The organism is Corallococcus aberystwythensis (assembly GCF_003612165.1).
Classification (GTDB): Bacteria; Myxococcota; Myxococcia; order Myxococcales; family Myxococcaceae; genus Corallococcus; species Corallococcus aberystwythensis.
In genome coordinates, this window is record NZ_RAWK01000071.1 from 1 (window position 1) to 18632 (window position 18632).

Here is an 18632-nt window from a genome sequence, read left to right on the forward strand (position 1 = left end):
GGCCTGTCCTCGCGCCACGCTCCGGTCCACGTCCTGAAGGGTCGCGATACCTGGGTCGTTGCTCCGGAGCCCGGTCCGTTCGCTCCGTGCTTGCAGGACGGCCACCCCACCTCCCACCAGCAACACCCCACCTATCGTCGCGGGAAGCCACGCATGCCCCTGCAAGCCGTTGCTCCCGGACACCTCCGCGCTGGGAGACAAGGGCACGGGCTGGAGGTCGGGGGCGGCCTGGGACGCGGACTCGACCGGCGGCGGGGACGGCTGCGCCACGGGAGCGGCCTGCGCATCCACGACCACGCTGGCGCGCGCCTCCTGCTCCGCCAGTTCGCGCCGCACCTGCCGCCGCACCTCCTCGAACCTTCGCGCCACCTTGGGCGAGACCTCCACCGGCAGCGTCACCCCCGGCTGAAGCAGGAGGGCCGTCTTGAAGGCCGAGGAGGACGCCTCCGCCTTGCCGAGATCCGCCAGGATGACGCCCTCGTAGAGCGACAGGAGCACGTCGTCCGCTGCCCCCGTTGAATAGCGCCTGGCGAGGGAAAGCTGTTCCATCGCCCGTTCGTATTCGAGGTCGTTGTAGAGCCGCAGCGCGGAGCGCACCGCCGTCTGGAGCCGCCCCTGTTCCAGGGCCCGCGCTTCGAGGGGAATGAGCATGGGGGCCCCCAACAACACCGCCATGAGCGAAAGCATGGCCCTTCGCCCCTGACGCTCAACAAACAACCCCTGTCTGTACATGGGCAGCCCCGACAATCGAGATTTCCGAGACAATACAAGCAGGGCGGCCGGGCGCGATTGGACTCACAGACGAGTCATTTGAACTCCAGCGACAGGGATTGGGACCCAAGGCCCGTCTCGCGATGGAAACCGGACACGCGCGCTCCACCCGACCAGACAGGTCCTCCTCTCACGGCTCCCGAGAATCCCTGGCAGACCGCCAGGGGGTGGGCGTCCTGCCCCCTGGCGCCGAGGCCACCGGTCACCCCGAGGTCGTCACGCGCTCATCGACGACGTAGGCCCGGGTCCGTGAGCGTTCGAGGAAATTCTCTTCGTCCTTGGCGATCGCGTCACCATTGGAAGGAGCGAAGAGCAGAGCCCCCCAGGCATGGAAGGCCTCCCGGTCGGGGAACACCAGCTCGGTGATGACGTCGAAGTCGATGGAGCTGTCTTCCATGTTCAGCGCATCGCCCCGCACCAGGAAGTTGCGTTTGTAGACGATGGGCGGGGGCGCCAGGCCGCAGACCAGCGGCACGTGGTTCTTCTCGTAGTAGTCGATGAAGGCCTGCGTCTCGAGTCCCTGCTTCTTCGTGAGAAAGGCAAACACCTTCACCATGTCGTGACTCCATCGGAAGGGATTGACGTCATCCTCCGTCCGAACGTACTGCGTCAGCTCACGGACCCGGCACGAAAAGGGTCATCCGCACCAGCGCTGCTGCGTCCCCATTTCTCCTGCGCTCTGGATTTGCTCTTCCTGCACGGCTTTACTCACGGCTCGTGCCGGTGGGCAGTCAGCCCTCTCGCACGAACAAACAGGCATCCAGTCCATCCATGGAGAAAACAATGGCAACGCGGATCTTGACCTCTCTCGCTGTCGCGTCCGTCTTCCTGAGCGCCAGCCCGGCCAGCGCCAGCTACCGGGAAGCTGCTTACGTGACGACGCTCTACAGCGATGCCACCCACACGACGGTGGTCGGGCACATCTATCCCGAGTGTGGCTTTCGCTACGTCCAATATCATCTCGTGGGGACGTACACCCAGTACACGTCCGACGAGTTCGTCGGCTATTGCACCGAGAACGGCTGGGAGCCGCTCTGAGGATGTAATCAGCGCAGGGGGCCATACGGCTCCCTGCGCACCCTCGCGGCCTGACGGAGGCTCGCGGTACGCTGGCACCGCACGAGGGCGCCCCGGCGCACTTGTGCTCCCATGGAGAGCGCATGAGCCTGCCGGACCACCCGCCCCTCGAGACCGTGGCCATCGTCGCCAGCGTCAGGGCCACGGCCGAAAAGACCTGGAAGGAGTCCGTGGATACGAAGCGGGGGAATCCAGCCGACGCCGGGTTCATCAGCTGGAATACCCGCCTCAGCGACCCGCTTCCCATGACGTGGCCCCTCGTGGAGCCGGCGTTTGCATTCTATGCGTACGCGAGAGGCATGAATCCCATGCGCCTGCGGGACGGGGAGTTCGTTGGCCCCACCTGGGCCAGAGTCACCTGGTCGGCGCAGGGCCAGAAGCTGGAGCTCACCCGCCTGGACACCCGGCTCACGTCTCACGGAGTCCAGGGCGTACGGCCGCTGCGGAAGGAGGAACTCGAGACCCTGAAGGTGAAGCCGCTCGAAGTGCTCCTGGGCCCGCGGACGAAGGCCGCGGATCAGCAGCTCAAGTCCTATTACTGCTTCCAGCGCTCCGTCGGAAACATCCCCCCCGAAGCAGTCACCGCCCATGCCGCGTTCTTCGCGTGGCTGGACTGTAGGCTTTAGGCTTCCGCTCCGCGCTCAGGCCGCTTCGACGCGGTCGCAGTAGGCGTCGAACGCCTTCTTCCAGGCCGGGCGCGCGATGCAGCGCTTCTGGAAGGCGAGCACATGGGGATGGTCCTTGACGACGCTCTCGTCGGTGCCGGCCCCCAGCACATGCGTCATCAAGAGGTCCGCGACGGTGAACTCGTCGGTCGCGATGAACTCCCTGCCCGCGAGCCAGCCGTCGAGCTGCTTCAGGCGCATGCTCCCCCACTGGTGAAGCGCATTGCTTGCCTGGGTGCCCTTGCCGCCGTTCAGGTCGACGAACCACGCGGTCAGGACCGGGACTTCAATCGTGTTCAGCGCCGCGACGCACCAGCGCAGCACCTGCGCTTCGCCGGCGAGGTCGCGCGGCATCAGCTTGCCGCTCCTGCGGGCGAGGTAGAGCAGGATGGCGCCCGATTCGGTGACGACCACGCCGTCGTCGTCGATCACCGGAATCTGTCCGAACGGATTGAGCGCGCGATACGCGGGCGTATCGAGGCCACGCTGCGGATGATCGATTCCCACGACCTCGTACGGCAGCCCCATCTCCTCCAGCGCCCACAGCACGCGCAGGTCGCGGGTCTTGCCATGGGCCATCTTGTTCACTCGGGAGAAGCCATAGACCTTGAGCATGCGCGCATCCTAATTCGCGCGCGGAGGGAGCGTGCGGGTCTTGTTGGGCTTCTTGTCGGGCCCAAAGAACCGCTCAGGGTTCGAGGAAGCCGCCGCGCACCCACGCTGTGGCTCGTGGGTGGTGGCGCAGCAGCTCGGACGCCGGGTCCAGAACATGGGCCGGCCCTTCAGTAACTCTTCGAGCAGGCAGCCCAGTTGGCCATGTAGCACTCACCCTTGTAGATGCGACCAACGCCGTGAGGGCACTTCCCCGGCTCCGATGACTGCACCTTCACCCAGCACCCCGGGCGCTGCTCCAGGGCGGAGGCAAAGTCGTCTGTGCGGCCTCGAAGCACAACAACGGCCACTGCCGCTCCAGCAAGGAGGACCGCAACGGCAATCGCGAACATCCTCATCCGATTCATGACGCCCCCCCGGGGAGTCAGCAAGGATACAGCGGTTCCAAATCCAGTGCCCGAAGCCATGCGCTTCGGGCACTGAAATCACCGGGTCAGCGCTTCAGCCACATGGGCTCGCCGGGGCACAGCCGGCAGCGGGCCTCGCCGTTGGTACAGGAGGCCGTGCAGGACGGGAGCGCCGCGCGGGCCGAGCTTCCGGCGCGGTACAGCAGGTCCTGGTACGCGATGGAGCCCACGACAGGGTGCATGCTCTGGAACTGCACCACGGTGGCTCCCGAGCGCTTCAACCGGAAGGTTGGCGTCCCCACCGCCAACGCCGTCCGGAGGGCCTGCACGCCGCCCGCTGTCTTGTCCTCACCGTAGGTCGTCGTGCCCTGCGTGACTTCGAGCCGGCCCGCCGACGTGAGGAAGCCCACCAGCTCCACGTCGTTCGTCGCCGGGCACCCTGCCTTGCACACCGCGAGGTTCGCTGACGTCTGGGTCGTGGGCACGAGGGACTGACGGTGGATGCGGTGGTTGTAATACAGCACGTCGCGCTCGATGGTCGGCCGCGTGCCCGTCTTGAACCACTGGATGTAGTACGCGGTCATGTCGTACGCGGGCCACTGCTTCCCCGTCGACGGCCGGATGTTGTGGTGCTCGTGCTGGTCGTTCCAGGTGACGATCTGGACTTCGTCCAGGCCGTCCGCAATCACGTTCTCCCAGATGGAGCGGAGCGTCAGTGAGTTGCGCGCCTCCCAGAAGGCCTTGTCCTTGGGCCGGAAGTCCTGGCTGCTCATCGGGTGGATCCACGGCTTCCCGTACCCGGCCGCCTTCGTCTTCAGGCTCCCGGAGTACCCCGCCGTCGTCACCGGGACGGCCGTTCCCCACCCGGCGTAGGCATCCCCCACGCTCTTGTATTCCTCGAAGAGCGCCGTGCTCCCCGTGCCAAGGAAGACGGGCACCAGGTACAGGCTCATGCCCAGCTCCGCCGACGCGCGCTGCTTCACGGTGGCATAGAATGCCGCCGTCCGGCCCTGCGCGGCGGGATTGAACAGGCCAACGACATACTTTCCATCCGGCCGCCGCAGGAGCGCTGAGTAGCTCTTCAGCTGGCCCAGGATGCGAATCATCAGGGATTGGTCCCCGGACTGGCTCCCCGTCCCCAGAATCGTCATGTCGAAGTTGGGGACGATGTCGAAGCCCCCGGACTGCGAGGCCGCATCGGCAATCGTCTTCGCCCGCGTCCACACCGCGCCGTTGTTCACGTCGCTGTCGGTCCACAGGTTCAGATAGAACCCGTCGATGCCAATCCTCGCCGCGAGCTCGATTTCGTCCTTCGCGTCGCGAAGCCGCCAGTCCGTCTCCGTGCGGGGCAGTCTCGGGAGCGGCCGCTCCCGCATCATGCCGCCGTAGGCCGCGTGGGTTCCGCCCTCGCCATTCACCGCGATGTAGGCGCGCTCGTAGTAGTCGTTGGACGTCGGGTTGGTGTTGTCCAAGGACACCGGGTAGTAGTGCCAGTGCGCATACACCCGCTTCGCCGAGTTCCGGAGCGTGGTGCGCGGCACCGCGGTGAACGGCCACTCACACGGGCCACAGTCCGGCCCGCAGTCGACTCCCGTCTCGGTGCCGTTGCGCACCCGGTCCGAGCAGGTCGCGGCGGCCGTCACGCTCAGCGGGACGCTGTACTGGTTGTCGCTCTCGTTGGTCTCCGCCGGCAGGCGGTTGATGTCATCCACATGCGCCAGGAGCGTGTGGGCCCCCGCCGTGGCCGGCGCGGTCCACAGCTTCGTCCCCGCGGGGCCGGAGTTGGAGGTGAGCGTGACGCTGGCCCCCGGCGCGATGGAGCCCGTGTGCGTGTCCGACCACGACACCTGCGTGCCGTTCACCCAGAAGGAGAGGCCGTGGACGATGCCCGCGGGCGTCGCGACGTTCCCCTCGTTCTTGATGGTCGCGCTGAAGGTGACGGCGCTGCTCGGGGCCACCGTGGCCGGGCTCACGCCCATGACGACGAGGTTGTAGCCGTCCACGAGCGCGTCCTGCCGCGAATCCAGGGGCTCCTGGAGTGGATCCCCACCACAGCCCATCCACGCGGCCAGCAGCCCCAGGGACAGGGCCTTCCATGTGCTCTTCAAGTTGTGAATCGCCGGTTGCATCCAGAGGCTCCGTTCAGAATGACGAGTGGTTGTTCAGTTCGACGGAGGGAGGACCGTTCCGTCCTCCCAGGTGTTGTTGGACCAGACGTTCCCCGGCTCCGAGGTATCGAAGCTGGTGATGGCCCCGTAGTAGCCACAGCGCCCGCTCTGGCCGCGGCCGAAGACGTTGCCGATGAAGCGGATGTTGTTCGTTGCGCCCGAGTACGGCTTGCCCTGGGACGACCCGCCATAGGCGCAGAAGCCGCCCGTCGTGCCGGGGAAGAAGTTGTTCTCCACCAGGTTGTTCTCCACCGGGGCGAAGTCGCCATAGCCGGTGAGCCCCGCCGAGCAGCCCGCGTCGGGCGGCACGTCCGGTGCGTCGCAGGTGATGGTGTTGTGCCGGAGGATGACATTGCGGCCCATCCGGATGCCGGACTCGTGCGCGGTCCCTGTCTCGTCCGTCATCTGCCCATGGACGTAGGAGTCGCGAATCTCGCAGTCGTGCCAGCAGTGCATGGAGCGATTGCCGCCCTGCACGTGCACGCGGATGGCGGTGAAGTTCACGGCACCCACCCCCGTGGCGATGCGGTCACCCGCGTCGACGTGGGAGTCGGTGAGGGTGAAGGAGAAGCCGGTGGAGTTCTCGTCGGTGGCGACGCTCCCGTTGATCTTCGAGTTGCGGATGATGACGCCCGCCGCGCGAATGTTGAGGTCGCAGTTCACGGTCTTGGCGTCGATGACCGTGTTGGCCACGGTGACAGTGCACGGCCCGGTGTAGGGCGTGAGCTGCGTTCCCACCGGCACGCCCGTCGTGCTCGCGTTCGGAAAGCCGCCAGCTGGCGGGTTGGAGCCGGTCGTCGCCGTGACGGCGTTCGAGTTGGCGCTGAGGTTGCCTGCGGCATCGCGCGCCTTCACCCGGTAGCCGTACGTCGTGGCCGCAGTGAGGCCGGTGTCCGCGTAGGTGCGGCTCGCCGTGGAGGCGATCTTCACGCCATCACGGAAGACGTCGTAGGCCGTGACGCCGACATTGTCCGTGGAGGCATTCCAGCCGAGGTTGATGGCGCTCGCGGACGCTGGGGACGCGACGAGTCCCGAGGGTGCGGTCGGCGCCTGGGTGTCCGGCGGAGGCTCGGTGCTGTCCGGAAGGAAGACCACATCCACGGCGTAGTCGGTGTTCTGGAAGCCCTGCGTCGGGAAGCCGCCGCCATAGCGATAGACGCCGTTGACCCCGTCCACGCCTGACGCGAGTCCGCGGATGGGGCCGCGTGACTTCTCCGCGGTGAAGCCGCCCACGGTGGCGCCATACCGCCCGGCCGCCGCGTAGTACGACACGACATAGGTGGTCCCCGCGGTGACGGTGATGGGGGTGGCGAAGCGCACCGTCTGCCAACCCGTCGTCGTCTCGCTCGTGGAGGTCGCCTCCGCGAGCTTCGCGCCCGCCCGGCTCCACAGGCTCACGCGGTGCGGGCCGGCGTTCTGGGCCCCGCCCTTGAAGAAGCGCACGCCGCGGACGGTGCCCGGGACGGACACGCGGAACTTCATCCCCAGCTCCACCGCGCCGGTATCGCTGTCCATCGCGATGGTGGGGAGGGCCGAGTCGAGGAAGAGCGAGACCTCGCCCGCCTCGAGTGCCTGGGGCTCACTGGCAATCGTGAAATCGTCCACGGTGCCGGCGGAACAGGCGGACACCACGATGAATAGGACCGCTGCAAGACTCCGAACGCTCATGGGCACTGCCTCCGAAGGATTTCTTTCGGGTAGCTAATGCGCGAGCCGTGATTCATGGAAACAAGAAATGCACGAAAGGCCTGGGTTCCTCGCCAATTGACGCACCGACATCCGGGGGGTAGGGCGGGGGGATGGGCTTCCCCCTCTTCCTGACTGTCGCTGTCGTGGCATCGGCGCCAGACGCGGGCGCGGCGGCCGGTTCCGAGGCTCGCGCGGCGGTGGCTTCCTGCGCACGGCCCGCCGTCCTGGATGCAGTCGATGGCACGACGGCGGAGTTCGTGGAGACCCCAGCAGGCCGGGCCGTCCGTTTCTATGAAAAGAATGGCCCCTCGGGCTCCGGCAGGTACGTGACGGAGCGGCGGTGGCTCATCGTTCCGAAGACGTGCCGGACCCTGGCCCTCCAGATGGATTGCGCGGGGGGCCACCCGGAGTGCTCGGCCCAGGTCCTCCACCGTCCGGGACAGCCCCCCACGGACCCCGAGCGCGAGCTGCTGCTGTCATGGCTGGGCGGTACCCGGCGCGATCCGAAGAAGCCCGAGCATCAGGCCTCCATCGCTCCGGGACTGGCGCCCCTGCCACCGAAGTGGGAGGAGGCCTCGGATGGGGATGGGGAAGAGGATGCTCCCGAGCCCACCCGAGGAGCGAAGACGCCCCCGGCCTCGTTCATCGTGCGCGCCGTGGCGCAGCCGCCTCCACGATGGCTGGCCGGGCCCCCCGTGGCGCAATCACTGTCATGGGCCGAGTCGCACGTCTTCGCCGACAAGGAGGAGGACTCCATCGGCGCGCCGGAGGGGTTCGTGAGCTCGGGTCGCTTCTATTCGGTCCACCGGGGCGACTGCTGCGTCCGTGCGGATGCGGTGCGCGAGGCAGGCACGGAGCGGCTGCGCTTCTTCTCCAGTCCGAGCCGCGCCATCCAGAAGGCGTCGTATGTGGTGCTGGAGCTGCCGAAGCGTCACTGCGCGGCATGGCTCGCGGCGTCCGAGGGTGGCTTGCAGTGGCTGGGGATGCACGGGGGCCGGGCCTGGCTGAAGTCGCCCGGCGCGCTGGACCCCGGCTTCTCGCTCCTGGCCATCGACGTGAAGTCAGGAGCCGCGTGGCACCTGGACCTGGATCGCACGGCGACGTTCAACCCGGATGCATACCGGGCGCGCGCGGTGACGAAGGCAGGCCTGCTGATCGAGCCTTTCGACGGGGAAGCGTCGGGCCCCCGGAAGACGGTGCCCTGGGCGCTGCTGGAGCGCGCGCTCCGCGACCCTGGAGCCGTTGGCGACAGTGTGTTGATGATGGGCGCATGTCGCCGCCTCCGGCCCATCCCTCCCTGACCTCACTCGTGCCCCCACCGGGCGAGCTGCTTCGCACGCAGAGAAAAGCGGGCCGGTCCGCCGTGGTCGGTCTGATGCTCCTCTGGGGCGCCGCCCTCGTGAGTCCCTTCGTGACCTACCAGGCGGACGTGAAGGCGGCGGAGGGCGAGCTCCTCGTTCACCTGGCGGACCGCGCGGGCCTCCAGGCCCAGGCTCTGGGCGCACACCTGGGACTGCTGCGCTCGGAGCTGCAACGGCTCGCGGAGCACCCGTCGCTCAGACCCGAGGATGGCGCGGGAGGACCCGAGATCGCGCTCCTCGAGAATGCCTTTGGTCACACGTCTCTCTTCTCGGGGGGCGTCGCGCTGGTGGCCCTGGACGGCAAGCGAATGTGGAGCGACCCGGTGAACATGCCGCTCGGGCGCACACCGCTCGCCTCGCGCGTGTGGTTCCAACGGATGGTGGAAGAGCGGGTCGCGTCGGTCGGGCTGCTGGACGAAGAAGGCGGAGGGCTCATCGCGGTCGCGGTCCCCATCGTGCGCGACGAGCGGGTCGTGGGCCTCCTCGTGGGCGAGCTCGCGACGGCGAGCGAGCTGCTACCGACCCCACGCGGGACGAACGAGTCCCTGGTCGCCCTGCTCGGCGAGCGCGGCCGGCTCCTCCTCCCGGCAACGCCCCCGCCACTCCTGCGCCAGCGGGAGCTCGCCACACGCCTGCGCCCGCTGGTGGACGCTCCCCGGGCTGTCACGCTCGGAGGCACGCGGCTGCTCGGCGCGGCGGCGCTCGTTCCCGGAACCGGCATGCTGCTCGCCGTGCTCGAGGACGAGGCGCGGGACCGCGAGCTGCTCAAGAGCCGCTACCTCGGCCAGCTCGGCTTTCACACCGCGCTGCTGGGCGGAGTGCTCCTTCTCTTCACGCTGCTCTTGCGCCGCTCCTACCGTTCGCTGGTGGCCGCCGAGGAACAGCTGCGGCGCCAGGAGACGATGGCGGCGCTGGGCACGGCCTCCTCGCTCATCGCCCACGAGGTGAAGAACGCGCTCAACAGCATGCAGGCCGCGCTCAGCATGATTCGCGCGAAGGGCGGGGAAACGGCCTTGCCCGTCCAGGCGCTGCGTTCCCAGGCGGACCGGCTCGGCCACCTTGCCCGCTCATTGCTGAGCTTCGCCTCCCCCCAGTCCACGCAGCGGCGCAGCTGCGAGATGCACCTGCTCGTCCAGGACGCGCTCCAGGCCGTGAGGCTCCTGCCGGAAGCCGCGGATGTCACTATCGAGACCACGCTGCAGGAGGGGCTCTTCGTGAAGGGGGACCCGACGCTGCTGGTCTCCGCTGTCGACAACCTCATGCGCAACGCCGTCGAAGCCGGCGCCGTGGCCCATGATACGGGCCAGCAGCCCACACCCCGCGTCGAGGTCCGGCTCCTGCGCGAAGGCGCGGAGGTGGTGTTCGTCGTGGAGGACAACGCGGGAGGAGTGCCCCCGGCCTTCGAGCCGCGGCTCTGGGAGCCCTTCGCGGTGGGCCGCTCGAAGGGCATCGGGCTCGGGCTGCCGATGGTGCGCACGGCCATCCGTGCGCATGATGGAGGAAGCGTTTCCTACACACGCGTGCCCGGAGGCAGCCGCTTCACGGTTCGCCTTCCGCTTGAGAAAATGGCTTCATGAGCACCTCCCTGCTGCTCGTCGATGACGACAGGACCTTCTCCTCGCTCGCGGCCTCCATGCTGAGCCAGGAGGGCTTTCGCGTCCGGGTTGCGCGCTCGCTGCATGAGACCCGCGCCGCGCTCGCCGCCGAGGCGCCTGACCTCGTCGTGCTGGACCGAAGGCTGCCGGACGGAGATGGGCTCGTCTTCCTGCCCGAGCTGCGGGCCCAGCTTCCGGCGACCGTCGTGCTGATGGTGACCGCGCACGGCGACATCGAGAGCGCTGTCGAAGCCATCCGGGCGGGGGCTCGCGACTACCTGAGCAAACCGGTCGAGATTGACGACCTGGTGATGCGCGCACGCCGCGCGGCAAGCGACCTCCAGCTCCAGGAGCGGCTGCGCCAGGCCGAGAGCGTCCTCGAAGGACAGCATCGGATGGCGGAGTCCCGCTCGCCGGCGATGCAGCAAACCCTGGAGATGCTGGAGCGGATCGCCACCACTCCGCGAAGCCCCGTCCTGCTGCTCGGGGAGACCGGGACCGGGAAGGCGGTGCTCGCCCGCCATCTCCACGCCTTGCGCCAGAAGCAGGGCGCCTTCGTGCAGATCAACTGCGCCGCGCTTCCGGCCACGATGATGGAGAGCGAGCTCTTCGGACACGAGCGCGGCGCCTTCACGGATGCGAAGACGGCGAGGCGCGGGCTCGTGGAGCTCGCGAGCGATGGGCTGCTCTTTCTCGACGAGGTGGGCGAGCTGCCGCTCGCGCTCCAGGCGAAGCTGCTCACGTTTCTCGACAAGGGGGCCTTCCGGCGGCTCGGTGGCACGACGGAGCTCACGAGCACCGCCCGCATCGTGGCGGCCACCAACAAGAACCTCGAAGCGGAGGTCGCCGCCGGGCACTTTCGCGAGGACCTCCTCTTCCGGCTCGCCGTGTTCCGGGTGGACGTGCCCCCCTTGCGCGAGCGCCGCGAGGATGTGCTGCCGCTCGCACGGACGCTCGTGCTGGAGCTCTGCTCGGAGCTCGGCCGACGCCCGGTTCCCTTCTCCGCCGCCGCGGAGGAGCGCCTGCTGAGCTATCCCTTCCCCGGCAATGTCCGGGAGCTGCGCAACGTGCTCGAGCGAGCGCTCGTGCTGGAGGGCGGGCCCACGCTCGAGCTGCAGTCGCTCGCCAAGGGGGGCGGCGCGCCGGCATCGGCCGACCCCAACGCCTTCTCCGTCTCAGGCCCACCCCGGCCGCTCGATGAAGTGGAGCGGCTCTATGTGCGGCACGTGCTCGAGCAGCTTGGAGGCAGGCGCATGGAGGCGGCCCGCGTCCTGGGCCTGTCCTATCCGACCTTTCTCCGCCGCCTGGAGGAGACCCCTCCCACGGAGTGAAGGACTTAAAAAGTCTTTCATCGCCTGAGCCGAGGGCTTCAAGTTTCTTTCATCCCCGGGTCCTGGCGCGCCCGGCCCCAGGCGGGAAGGGCCCGAAACGGTCCGGCACGACGCTTGCGTAGGCCTCCTGTCACTTCGAGCCCTTTTCCGGTTCGGCAGATGACAGGAGAGCTCAAGCAATGAATTCGAGTGGAAAAGCTGCGGAGGAGAGGCCCTCGCTGAAGGCGATCCTCGCCTCGGATTTGCCTGCTTCGCTGGTGGTGTTCCTGGTGGCCCTGCCCCTCTGTATGGGCATCGCGCTTGCCTCGGGAGCGCCCATCATGGCGGGCCTCATCGCGGGCATCGTGGGCGGCACCGTGGTGGGCCTCCTGGGTGGCGTGCCGCTGCTCGTGAGCGGCCCCGCGGCCGGCCTCGCGGTCATGGTCTTTGGCTTCATCCAGCAGCTGGGCTTCGCCGTGACGTGCGCGGCGGTGGCCGCCGCGGGGCTCGTGCAGGTGGCGCTCGGCGTGCTGAAGGTGGCGCGTTCAGCGCTCGCCATCTCGCCGGCCGTGATTCACGGAATGCTCGCGGGCATCGGCATCCTCATCGTGCTGGGGCAGGTCCACATCGTTCTCGGTGGCTCTCCGCAGAGCAATGCCTGGAACAACATCCGGGAGCTGCCCGGGCAGATCGCCGACCTTCATGGGCCGGCCACGCTGCTGGGCCTGCTGACGCTGGGAGTCCTCATCGCGTGGCAGTTCCTGCCGAACGGGAAGCTGAAGAAGGTCCCGGGGCCGCTGGTGGCGGTCGTGGGTGGGACCGTGGTCGCGGCGGTGATGAACGCGGACGTGAAGCGGGTGCAGCTGGCGGCGGATGCGCTGTCGGCCATCCAGTTGCCTTCCCTCCCTGAAGGGTCCATGTGGGGCGCCTTCTTCGTGGCCGTGCTGTCCCTCGCCCTCGTGGCGAGCGCCGAGTCGCTCTTGAGCGCGGTGGCGACCGACAAGCTCCACACGGGCCCGCGGGCGAACCTCGACCGCGAGCTGCTCGCGCAGGGCGTGGCGAACACCCTCTCCGGTCTGGTCGGTGGTCTGCCCATCACCGGCGTCATCGTGCGCAGCGCGGCGAACATCAATGCCGGCGCGAAGACGCGCTGGTCGGCGGTGCTTCATTCGGTGTGGATGCTCGCCTTCGTGACCCTGCTGGGGAGCCTCGCGGCCTACGTGCCGCTGACGGTGCTCGCCGGCCTGCTCGTGCACGTGGGCCTGAAGCTCGTGAACCTCGCCCACATCCGGGAGCTCCGGCACCGGGGCGAGCTGCCCGTCTACCTCATCACCGTGTTCGGTGTGGTGGGCATCAACCTGCTGGCGGGCATCGGGCTGGGGCTCGGCGCCGCCATCCTCCGGCTCCTGTGGCAGCTCGGCCAGGTGCGCGTGGAGACCCAGGCCGTCAATGGCGTTCACCAGGTCAGCATCAGCGGAGCGCTGACGTTCGTCGGGGTGCCGAAGCTGTCGACGGCGCTCGCGAAGATTCCCTCGGGCTCCAAGGTGGAGGTGGACGTGGCGGTGAACACGCTCGACCACTCCGGCTTCGAGGCGCTCGAGAGCTGGGCTGACACGCATCGCAAGACGGGCGGCACCGTGCACATGGAGCCGCTCGAGGATGTCTGGAGCCGGCGTAGCGCGCGTTCCGCCCCTGCTCCAGGGACTGCTGCTGTTTCCTCTTCCTCCCCCGTTCATCACGTTTCGTCTCTCGCTTCCGGAGGTGCGCAGTGAAGAAGCTCATCAGAGGTCTGCTCGATTTCCGGCGTCACACGCTGCCCTCGTACCGGGCGACCTTCGCGAGGCTCGCGAAGGGGCAGTCTCCTGATTGCCTCTTCATCAGCTGCTCGGACAGCCGCGTGGTGCCGAACCTGCTCGTGTCCACGGACCCCGGTGACCTCTTCACCGTGCGCAACGTGGGCAACCTCGTTCCGCCCGCTACGCTCGACGGACAGAACACTGCGGACCGTTCGGAGGCGGCGGCGATCGAGTTCTCCCTGGGCTTCCTGCCCATCGAGGACGTCGTTGTCTGCGGACACTCGAGCTGCGGCGCGATGAAGGCGATCCTGGCCGGAGGCGTCGTGGACGGCGCGCCGAACCTCGAGAAGTGGCTCGCGCACGGAACGCCCTCGCTCAAGGCGCTGAAGGAGAACACCCAGGTGGGCGCGGGACTGCCGGATGCGGACCGCCTCTCCCAGCTGAACGTCCTCGAGCAGCTCGAGCACCTGAAGACCTACCCCATCGTGCGCGAGCGGCTCGCGGCGGGAACGCTGCGGCTGCACGGCTGGTGGTTCGACATCGGGGCGGCGCAGGTTCACGCCTACCGGGAGGACCTCGGCCGCTTCGTCCCCATCGACGAGACCGAGGGCGAGCGGCTCCTGACGGCGCTGAGCGACGCGTCCGCACAGGGCGCTGAAGAGCAGCAGGGTCTCCGCGCCGTCCAGTAAGGTGGCACCGGGCCTCGGCGATCCTGCGTGCTGCGCGGATCGCCGGGGCTCACCCGCGTCATGCCGGGCCTCGGGGACGCAAGTTCCGGCCCACGACGCGGCGGAAAACTCCCTGTGGCGCCGGGGGTTTGAGCGCGTGTAGGTGCGGTTTCTCTTCGGTGCGTCTTGCCCGGGTCAGGGGCGCGCCCGAGAATGTCCGCCCCATGCGTATATTCCTGATCGCAGTGCTGTGCGGCTCCGTCTTGGCGGGTTGTAAGAAGGACGATTCGAAGGCTGGAGCGCTGAACGTCACCGTCGGCTACAGCGGCTTCACTCGCGGATGCGTCAAGGTGACCGCCACGGACGTGGACGACGCGCAGCACACGAACAGCGTCGACGTGGCGATCCCCGGCAAGACGCCGGGCACCGTATCGGTGGCGGTGTTCCGGCAGAAGGACTGGGGCCGCGTGCTGAGCGTGACCACCCAGCTGTATGAGCGCGAATGCACGGGCTCCGGGGTGGGCGAGGCGCAGGTGTCGCAGGCGCGGGTTCCTGAGAAGGGCACGCTGGACGTGGCCTTCGACGTGAAGGCCACCGATGCGGACGGGGACGGCTACTTCAGCGACGTCAGCGTCGAAGGCGGCATTCCGGGCACCGACTGCTTGGACAGCGATATCGCCGTGAATCCCGGTGCCACGGAGGTGTGCAACAACAAGGACGACAACTGCGTTGGTGAAGAGTCGGACGCGACCGACATCAAGACCTTCTACGCGGACGTGGATGGGGACGGCTTCGGAGGCGCCCTGGTGCAGTCTTGTTTCCCGCGTGCAGGGCTCGTGACTGACAACACCGACTGCAACGACAACGACGCGTTCATCAAACCAGGCCCGTCGGAGTCCCGTTGCGATGGCGTGGATGAGAATTGCAATGGCATGACCGATGAGCGCTTCGACATCGGCAATGGTTGCGAGGACGAGCTCAAGTGCGATGGCACGTATGCATGTGCCACTCAGAGCCAGAATACCTGTGTGCGATCCGCAGGGCAGAATCCGGTGACCTGGTTCGTGGACGACGACGGCGACGGTTCCAAGGGACAGGCCGTGGGGATGTTCTGTAAGTCGCCTGTGGCTGGCAGTATCTCCACGTCAGAGGACTGCGATGAGAGCTCGGTCTACGTCCGGACTGGGCTGACGGAGGCCTGCGACCGGCTGGACAACAACTGCTCCGGTGTCCCGGACGAGGGGTGCGGCACTCTCGCCTGGACGACAAACGCAGGGGTTGAAGGAAACGAGAACCTGACGGGCATCGCCCTTTACGATGAGGGGCGAAAGGGATGGATCGTCGGCAAGAACAAGCTCGTCCATCTGGACAACACGGCGGGCACGTCGACGCTGTATCCGGATGCTTCCTGCAAGAAAGATTGGAAGGCGGTATGGGCAGCTGCGGACGGACGCGTTTTCGCCGTCGCCGTGTCAGGAGAGATAATGACCCGTCGCCCCGACAACCCCACTGCGCCGTGTTTCGCAACGGATGTGCCTGGTTCGCCGTCGCTCTACGGCATTACGGGGATTGAGAGTTCCGGCGTCGAAGCCACTGTCTATGCGGTTTCAAGTGGTGGAAAGACTTTCAAGTGGAAGCCACCTTACAGTCCAGCCAATGAGAACCTCTCTGATTTCGGCACTGTTCCCGACAACCTTCGTGCGATCGATGGTGCCCAGTCCGAGGGGACGTTGCTGGCCGTGGGTGCGGATGCCAATACCAAGGCAGTTGCCTATCGCTATGACACGGCTACTTCCACGTGGAAGCCGGAATCCCTGGGCGGAACCTTCGACGGGTCCCTCAAGGGCATCCATGTGACGGATGGCCGATTCGCCTACGCGGCAGGCGATAATGGACTGGTCTTCAAGAGGAGTGGAGGCGTCTGGACTGCCCTGCCCCCCCTCACCGAAGCCAATGGAACAACGACGATCGCCATTCGAGACGTGCTCGCCTTCAGTGAGAAGGGCATCTACGTCGCCACCGCTGAAGGGGACATCCACTTCTACAATGGCTCCGGGTGGACCATCGAGTATCAAGGGGGAACCGAACTGCTCTCGCTTGATGGCCTTTCACCCACTCGCATTGGTGCCGTGGGCAACGGCAGCACCATCGTGAGCTTCACGGCTCCCCCGCCGACGCCCTGAAGAGGCGGCCGCGCCAGAGCCGCAGCGTGGCGAGGAGGCCCAGCACCGTCAGGCCTCCTCCCGTTTGGGTACAGCCACCCTTGGACGGGGTGGGCTCCTTGTTCGGGGTGCCGCCGTCGTCGCCGGTGCTTCCTCCATCCGGCGTGCCCGCGTCCACGGATTGCGTGGCGCAGCTCAGCTCGAAGTCCACGCTCAGCGGCGGCAGCGTGAGGTTCGCGCGCTCCAGTGTTCCCTTGAGCGTCGCCTGGTGGCGCCCGGGCGTGAGGCCCAGGCCGGGCGGCGCCGGGTTGTACGGCGTGCAGACCGTGTAGAGGAACAGCAGTGGCCGGTTGTACTCGTAGCGGTGGCTCTCGTAGTTGTCCGTGCCCGTCGCGGTCAGCCCGTGGTGATTGCTGAACGACCAGGGCTGGCCGTCCACCTCCACCTCCCAGCGCACCCAGGGCAGGAACGGCACCAGCTCCGGTGACGGGGTGAAGCGCAGCTCCGTGGAGTCGCCCTCCTGCGTGCTTCCGCAGTTCGAATCTCCGTACACCGGGAACTCACCCCGGCTCGACGCGTCCACGCTCAGCGTGCCCAGCGTCGTGGGCAGGGGCAGCTCCGGGCCCGCGGTGAAGGCCGCGGATTGTGTCTGCGTCTCCCGGTACTGGCAGATGCCCTTTGCCTCGATGCGGTACTGCGTGCCCGGCACGAGCGGCGTCTTCGGGACCAAGACATGCGTCGTGCGGCCGCCATTCGCCAACGTGAAGGGCACCGGCGTGCCATCCGCCTGGAGCAGCTTGAGGGTGGAGACATCCGTGCTCTCCAGCAGCGGCGGCCTCACCACCAGCCCGGGGACGTTCGCGGGGACCGTGCCGCCGTCCTCGGGGAGCGGGAAGCGGACGTCGATGAGGCAGTTGGGCGCGGCGCAGGCCTCCGCTGATGGCGGCGCGAGTGCCCCCAGCCCCAGGAGGAACATCCCCACCGCGCCCCATGTCCAAGCGTGTCCGTGCATTTGCTCCATCAGACACCCGAGCCCGGGAACATGGGACATCCGTCAGGGACGGTCCGTGCGCGACCGGCGCCGCCAGAGCCTGAGCGTGGCCAGGAGCCCGAACGCCGTGAGGCCTCCGCCCACCTGCGAGCAACCCTCGCTCCGCGGAGCTTCGGGCTCAGGCTCTTCCTTGGGACACGTCAGCTCGAAGGACGCCTCCATCGCGGGCCCGGGGTGATGGGACATGCTCACGCCGTCCTGCGTCGCCAGGGGCGGAGGGCTGCCAGGACGCCCAGCACCGACAGTCCGCCTCCGGCCTGCGAGCACCCCTTGGCCTTCGGGGCGAGGTCTTCATCCGGGTCGGAGCCGGCGTCGAGGACCGGCCAGGAGCCGCCATCGGCGCAACCGCACATGCGAAGACACGTCAGCTCGAAGGAGGCCTCCAGCGCGGGCAGCGCCGTCCCTGACTGTTCGAGCACCGGACGCAGCGTGGCCACGTGCGTTCCGGGCGCGAGGCCCATGGCCGAGGGCGGCAGGCTGGGGGACTCATTGCCACAGAGCGTGTAGACGGTCAGCAGGTCCCGCATCGTCCTGAACCCGTCCGCGGGCCAGGCGCCGCCGCTGGCATCCACCGCGCCATGCGGGGCCGTGGCCCACGTCTGCCCATCCACCTCGAGCTTCCAGTGGACCCACGGCAGGAAGGGCACCAGCTCGGGGGCAGGGGTGAAGCCCAGCATCACCTGGCTGCCCAGGATTTCGGACGAGCAGGACGCGCCGCTGTCCCAGACCCGGATGACTCCGTGCTGCTCGGCTCCCGCCTGGAGCACGCCTGTCGCCGTGGGCAGCGCGGCCTTCGGGCCCGCGGTGAAGTCCGCCATCGCGGTGAACGGTTTCCCTGTGTGGCCGTCGGAGCAGGGGACGCTCCCTTCGAGGTGGTAGCGCGTTCCGGGAATGAGCGGATCCGCCGGGACGAGGACTCCGCTGCTGTCGGGACCCTTGAGGAGGCGTGCCTCCACGTCCAAGCCGTCCGCCGTTCGCAGGCGCAGGCTCTGCTCCTCCACCCATTCATAGGCAGGCGGCACCACGACCAGGGCGGGCACGTTGGCTGGAACGGTTGCATCCGGCGGCAGGGGAACGCGGCTGTCCTTCCGGGTGCAAAAGGGACGCCCGCACGCCTCCGCCGAAGGGGGCGTCGCCAGGCCCCAGCCTCCCAGGAACACTCCCACCGTCAGCGCCGTCCATCCGTGTGTCTTCATGTCCCTTGGGACACGTGGGGCCGGCGGATTGGGACATGGCGTTTCATGGGCCGGTTCGAGCAGGCCCGCGACCGTTCAACGCGCAAGGGAGACCGTCTGGCTTG

16 protein-coding genes are annotated in these 18632 nt (G+C 67.9%); 8 read left to right on the top strand and 8 right to left on the bottom strand.

From position 1 onward, the window contains the following. Together D7W81_RS13810 and D7W81_RS13815 are read right to left on the bottom strand one after the other, a co-directional pair. Window positions 1–651 (bottom strand): hypothetical protein (locus D7W81_RS13810; RefSeq protein WP_158621590.1); only part of this gene is annotated, 651 nt, incomplete at its 3' end. Window positions 652–973: 322 nt separating this feature from the next. Continuing rightward, the gene (locus D7W81_RS13815) at window positions 974–1327 is read right to left on the bottom strand and encodes an EthD domain-containing protein (RefSeq protein ID WP_120555833.1); all 354 of its coding nucleotides are present in this window, start codon (window positions 1325–1327) and stop codon (window positions 974–976) included. A gap of 227 nt (window positions 1328–1554) precedes the next feature. Here D7W81_RS13815 and D7W81_RS13820 point away from each other — a divergent pair, with 227 nt between their 5' ends. Continuing rightward, window positions 1555–1809 (top strand): hypothetical protein, encoded by a 255-nt coding sequence (locus tag D7W81_RS13820; RefSeq protein ID WP_120555834.1) that lies wholly within the window; start codon window positions 1555–1557, stop codon window positions 1807–1809. Window positions 1810–1931: 122 nt separating this feature from the next. Beyond that, window positions 1932–2474: a hypothetical protein gene (locus D7W81_RS13825; RefSeq protein ID WP_120555835.1), complete on the top strand. Its 543-nt coding sequence runs from the start codon at window positions 1932–1934 to the stop codon at window positions 2472–2474. Window positions 2475–2489: 15 nt separating this feature from the next. On the opposite strand, the gene D7W81_RS13830 is transcribed toward D7W81_RS13825, so the two are convergent. The 3 genes from D7W81_RS13830 to D7W81_RS13845 form a co-directional block, all read right to left on the bottom strand. Next, window positions 2490–3128: a glutathione S-transferase family protein gene (locus D7W81_RS13830; protein ID WP_120555836.1), complete on the bottom strand. Its 639-nt coding sequence runs from the start codon at window positions 3126–3128 to the stop codon at window positions 2490–2492. 490 nt (window positions 3129–3618) lie between these two features. Further along, window positions 3619–5640, bottom strand: a complete 2022-nt coding sequence (locus D7W81_RS13840; RefSeq protein ID WP_158621592.1) for an endo-1,3-alpha-glucanase family glycosylhydrolase — start codon at window positions 5638–5640, stop codon at window positions 3619–3621. A 54-nt stretch (window positions 5641–5694) separates the two neighbouring features. Then, the gene (locus D7W81_RS13845) at window positions 5695–7368 is read right to left on the bottom strand and encodes a DUF4082 domain-containing protein (RefSeq protein ID WP_120555839.1); all 1674 of its coding nucleotides are present in this window, start codon (window positions 7366–7368) and stop codon (window positions 5695–5697) included. A 131-nt stretch (window positions 7369–7499) separates the two neighbouring features. Here D7W81_RS13845 and D7W81_RS13850 point away from each other — a divergent pair, with 131 nt between their 5' ends. The 6 genes from D7W81_RS13850 to D7W81_RS13875 all read left to right on the top strand — a co-directional run bounded on the left by D7W81_RS13850 (window position 7500) and on the right by D7W81_RS13875 (window position 16302). Next, the gene (locus tag D7W81_RS13850; RefSeq protein WP_147445474.1) at window positions 7500–8690 is read left to right on the top strand and encodes a hypothetical protein; all 1191 of its coding nucleotides are present in this window, start codon (window positions 7500–7502) and stop codon (window positions 8688–8690) included. A gap of 98 nt (window positions 8691–8788) precedes the next feature. Beyond that, a complete protein-coding gene (locus D7W81_RS13855; RefSeq protein ID WP_306440891.1) occupies window positions 8789–10327 on the top strand; it encodes a sensor histidine kinase in 1539 nt (512 codons plus the stop codon). Next, window positions 10324–11676 carry a sigma-54-dependent transcriptional regulator gene (locus D7W81_RS13860; protein ID WP_120555842.1) on the top strand — a complete coding sequence of 451 codons (1353 nt, stop codon included), beginning with the start codon at window positions 10324–10326 and terminating at the stop codon, window positions 11674–11676. Before D7W81_RS13855 ends, D7W81_RS13860 begins: the two co-directional genes overlap by 4 nt. Before the next feature lie 179 nt (window positions 11677–11855). Beyond that, window positions 11856–13427 (top strand): SulP family inorganic anion transporter, encoded by a 1572-nt coding sequence (locus D7W81_RS13865; protein WP_120555843.1) that lies wholly within the window; start codon window positions 11856–11858, stop codon window positions 13425–13427. Next, on the top strand, window positions 13424–14140 hold the full coding sequence (locus D7W81_RS13870) for a carbonic anhydrase (RefSeq protein ID WP_120555844.1): 717 nt from the start codon (window positions 13424–13426) through the stop codon (window positions 14138–14140). Before D7W81_RS13865 ends, D7W81_RS13870 begins: the two co-directional genes overlap by 4 nt. A gap of 203 nt (window positions 14141–14343) precedes the next feature. Next, the gene (locus D7W81_RS13875) at window positions 14344–16302 is read left to right on the top strand and encodes a putative metal-binding motif-containing protein (RefSeq protein ID WP_120555845.1); all 1959 of its coding nucleotides are present in this window, start codon (window positions 14344–14346) and stop codon (window positions 16300–16302) included. Here the strand turns inward: D7W81_RS13875 and D7W81_RS13880 are convergent. Genes D7W81_RS13880 through D7W81_RS13890 form a run of 3 tightly spaced genes read right to left on the bottom strand, consistent with a single transcriptional unit; the run spans window position 16277 to window position 18528 of the window. Beyond that, window positions 16277–17293, bottom strand: coding sequence for a hypothetical protein (locus D7W81_RS13880; RefSeq protein WP_120555846.1), 1017 nt, complete (start codon window positions 17291–17293; stop codon window positions 16277–16279). The two genes, D7W81_RS13875 and D7W81_RS13880, sit on opposite strands and share 26 nt — an antisense overlap. 42 nt (window positions 17294–17335) lie before the next feature. After that, window positions 17336–17518: a hypothetical protein gene (locus D7W81_RS13885; RefSeq protein ID WP_120555847.1), complete on the bottom strand. Its 183-nt coding sequence runs from the start codon at window positions 17516–17518 to the stop codon at window positions 17336–17338. Window positions 17519–17520: 2 nt separating this feature from the next. After that, window positions 17521–18528 (bottom strand): hypothetical protein, encoded by a 1008-nt coding sequence (locus tag D7W81_RS13890; RefSeq protein WP_147445475.1) that lies wholly within the window; start codon window positions 18526–18528, stop codon window positions 17521–17523. Between the last annotated feature and the right edge of the window lie 104 nt (window positions 18529–18632).

What these genes read in the sequence shown, in the direction of transcription:
- D7W81_RS13815 (WP_120555833.1), bottom strand. Translation starts at nt 1,327, where the DNA reads ATGGTGAAGGTGTTTGCCTTTCTCACGAAGAAGCAGGGACTCGAGACG.
- D7W81_RS13820 (WP_120555834.1), top strand. Translation starts at nt 1,555, where the DNA reads ATGGCAACGCGGATCTTGACCTCTCTCGCTGTCGCGTCCGTCTTCCTG.
- D7W81_RS13825 (WP_120555835.1), top strand. Translation starts at nt 1,932, where the DNA reads ATGAGCCTGCCGGACCACCCGCCCCTCGAGACCGTGGCCATCGTCGCC.
- D7W81_RS13830 (WP_120555836.1), bottom strand. Translation starts at nt 3,128, where the DNA reads ATGCTCAAGGTCTATGGCTTCTCCCGAGTGAACAAGATGGCCCATGGC.
- D7W81_RS13845 (WP_120555839.1), bottom strand. Translation starts at nt 7,368, where the DNA reads ATGAGCGTTCGGAGTCTTGCAGCGGTCCTATTCATCGTGGTGTCCGCC.
- D7W81_RS13850 (WP_147445474.1), top strand. Translation starts at nt 7,500, where the DNA reads ATGGGCTTCCCCCTCTTCCTGACTGTCGCTGTCGTGGCATCGGCGCCA.
- D7W81_RS13860 (WP_120555842.1), top strand. Translation starts at nt 10,324, where the DNA reads ATGAGCACCTCCCTGCTGCTCGTCGATGACGACAGGACCTTCTCCTCG.
- D7W81_RS13865 (WP_120555843.1), top strand. Translation starts at nt 11,856, where the DNA reads ATGAATTCGAGTGGAAAAGCTGCGGAGGAGAGGCCCTCGCTGAAGGCG.
- D7W81_RS13875 (WP_120555845.1), top strand. Translation starts at nt 14,344, where the DNA reads ATGCGTATATTCCTGATCGCAGTGCTGTGCGGCTCCGTCTTGGCGGGT.
- D7W81_RS13880 (WP_120555846.1), bottom strand. Translation starts at nt 17,293, where the DNA reads ATGCACGGACACGCTTGGACATGGGGCGCGGTGGGGATGTTCCTCCTG.
- D7W81_RS13885 (WP_120555847.1), bottom strand. Translation starts at nt 17,518, where the DNA reads ATGTCCCATCACCCCGGGCCCGCGATGGAGGCGTCCTTCGAGCTGACG.
- D7W81_RS13890 (WP_147445475.1), bottom strand. Translation starts at nt 18,528, where the DNA reads ATGAAGACACACGGATGGACGGCGCTGACGGTGGGAGTGTTCCTGGGA.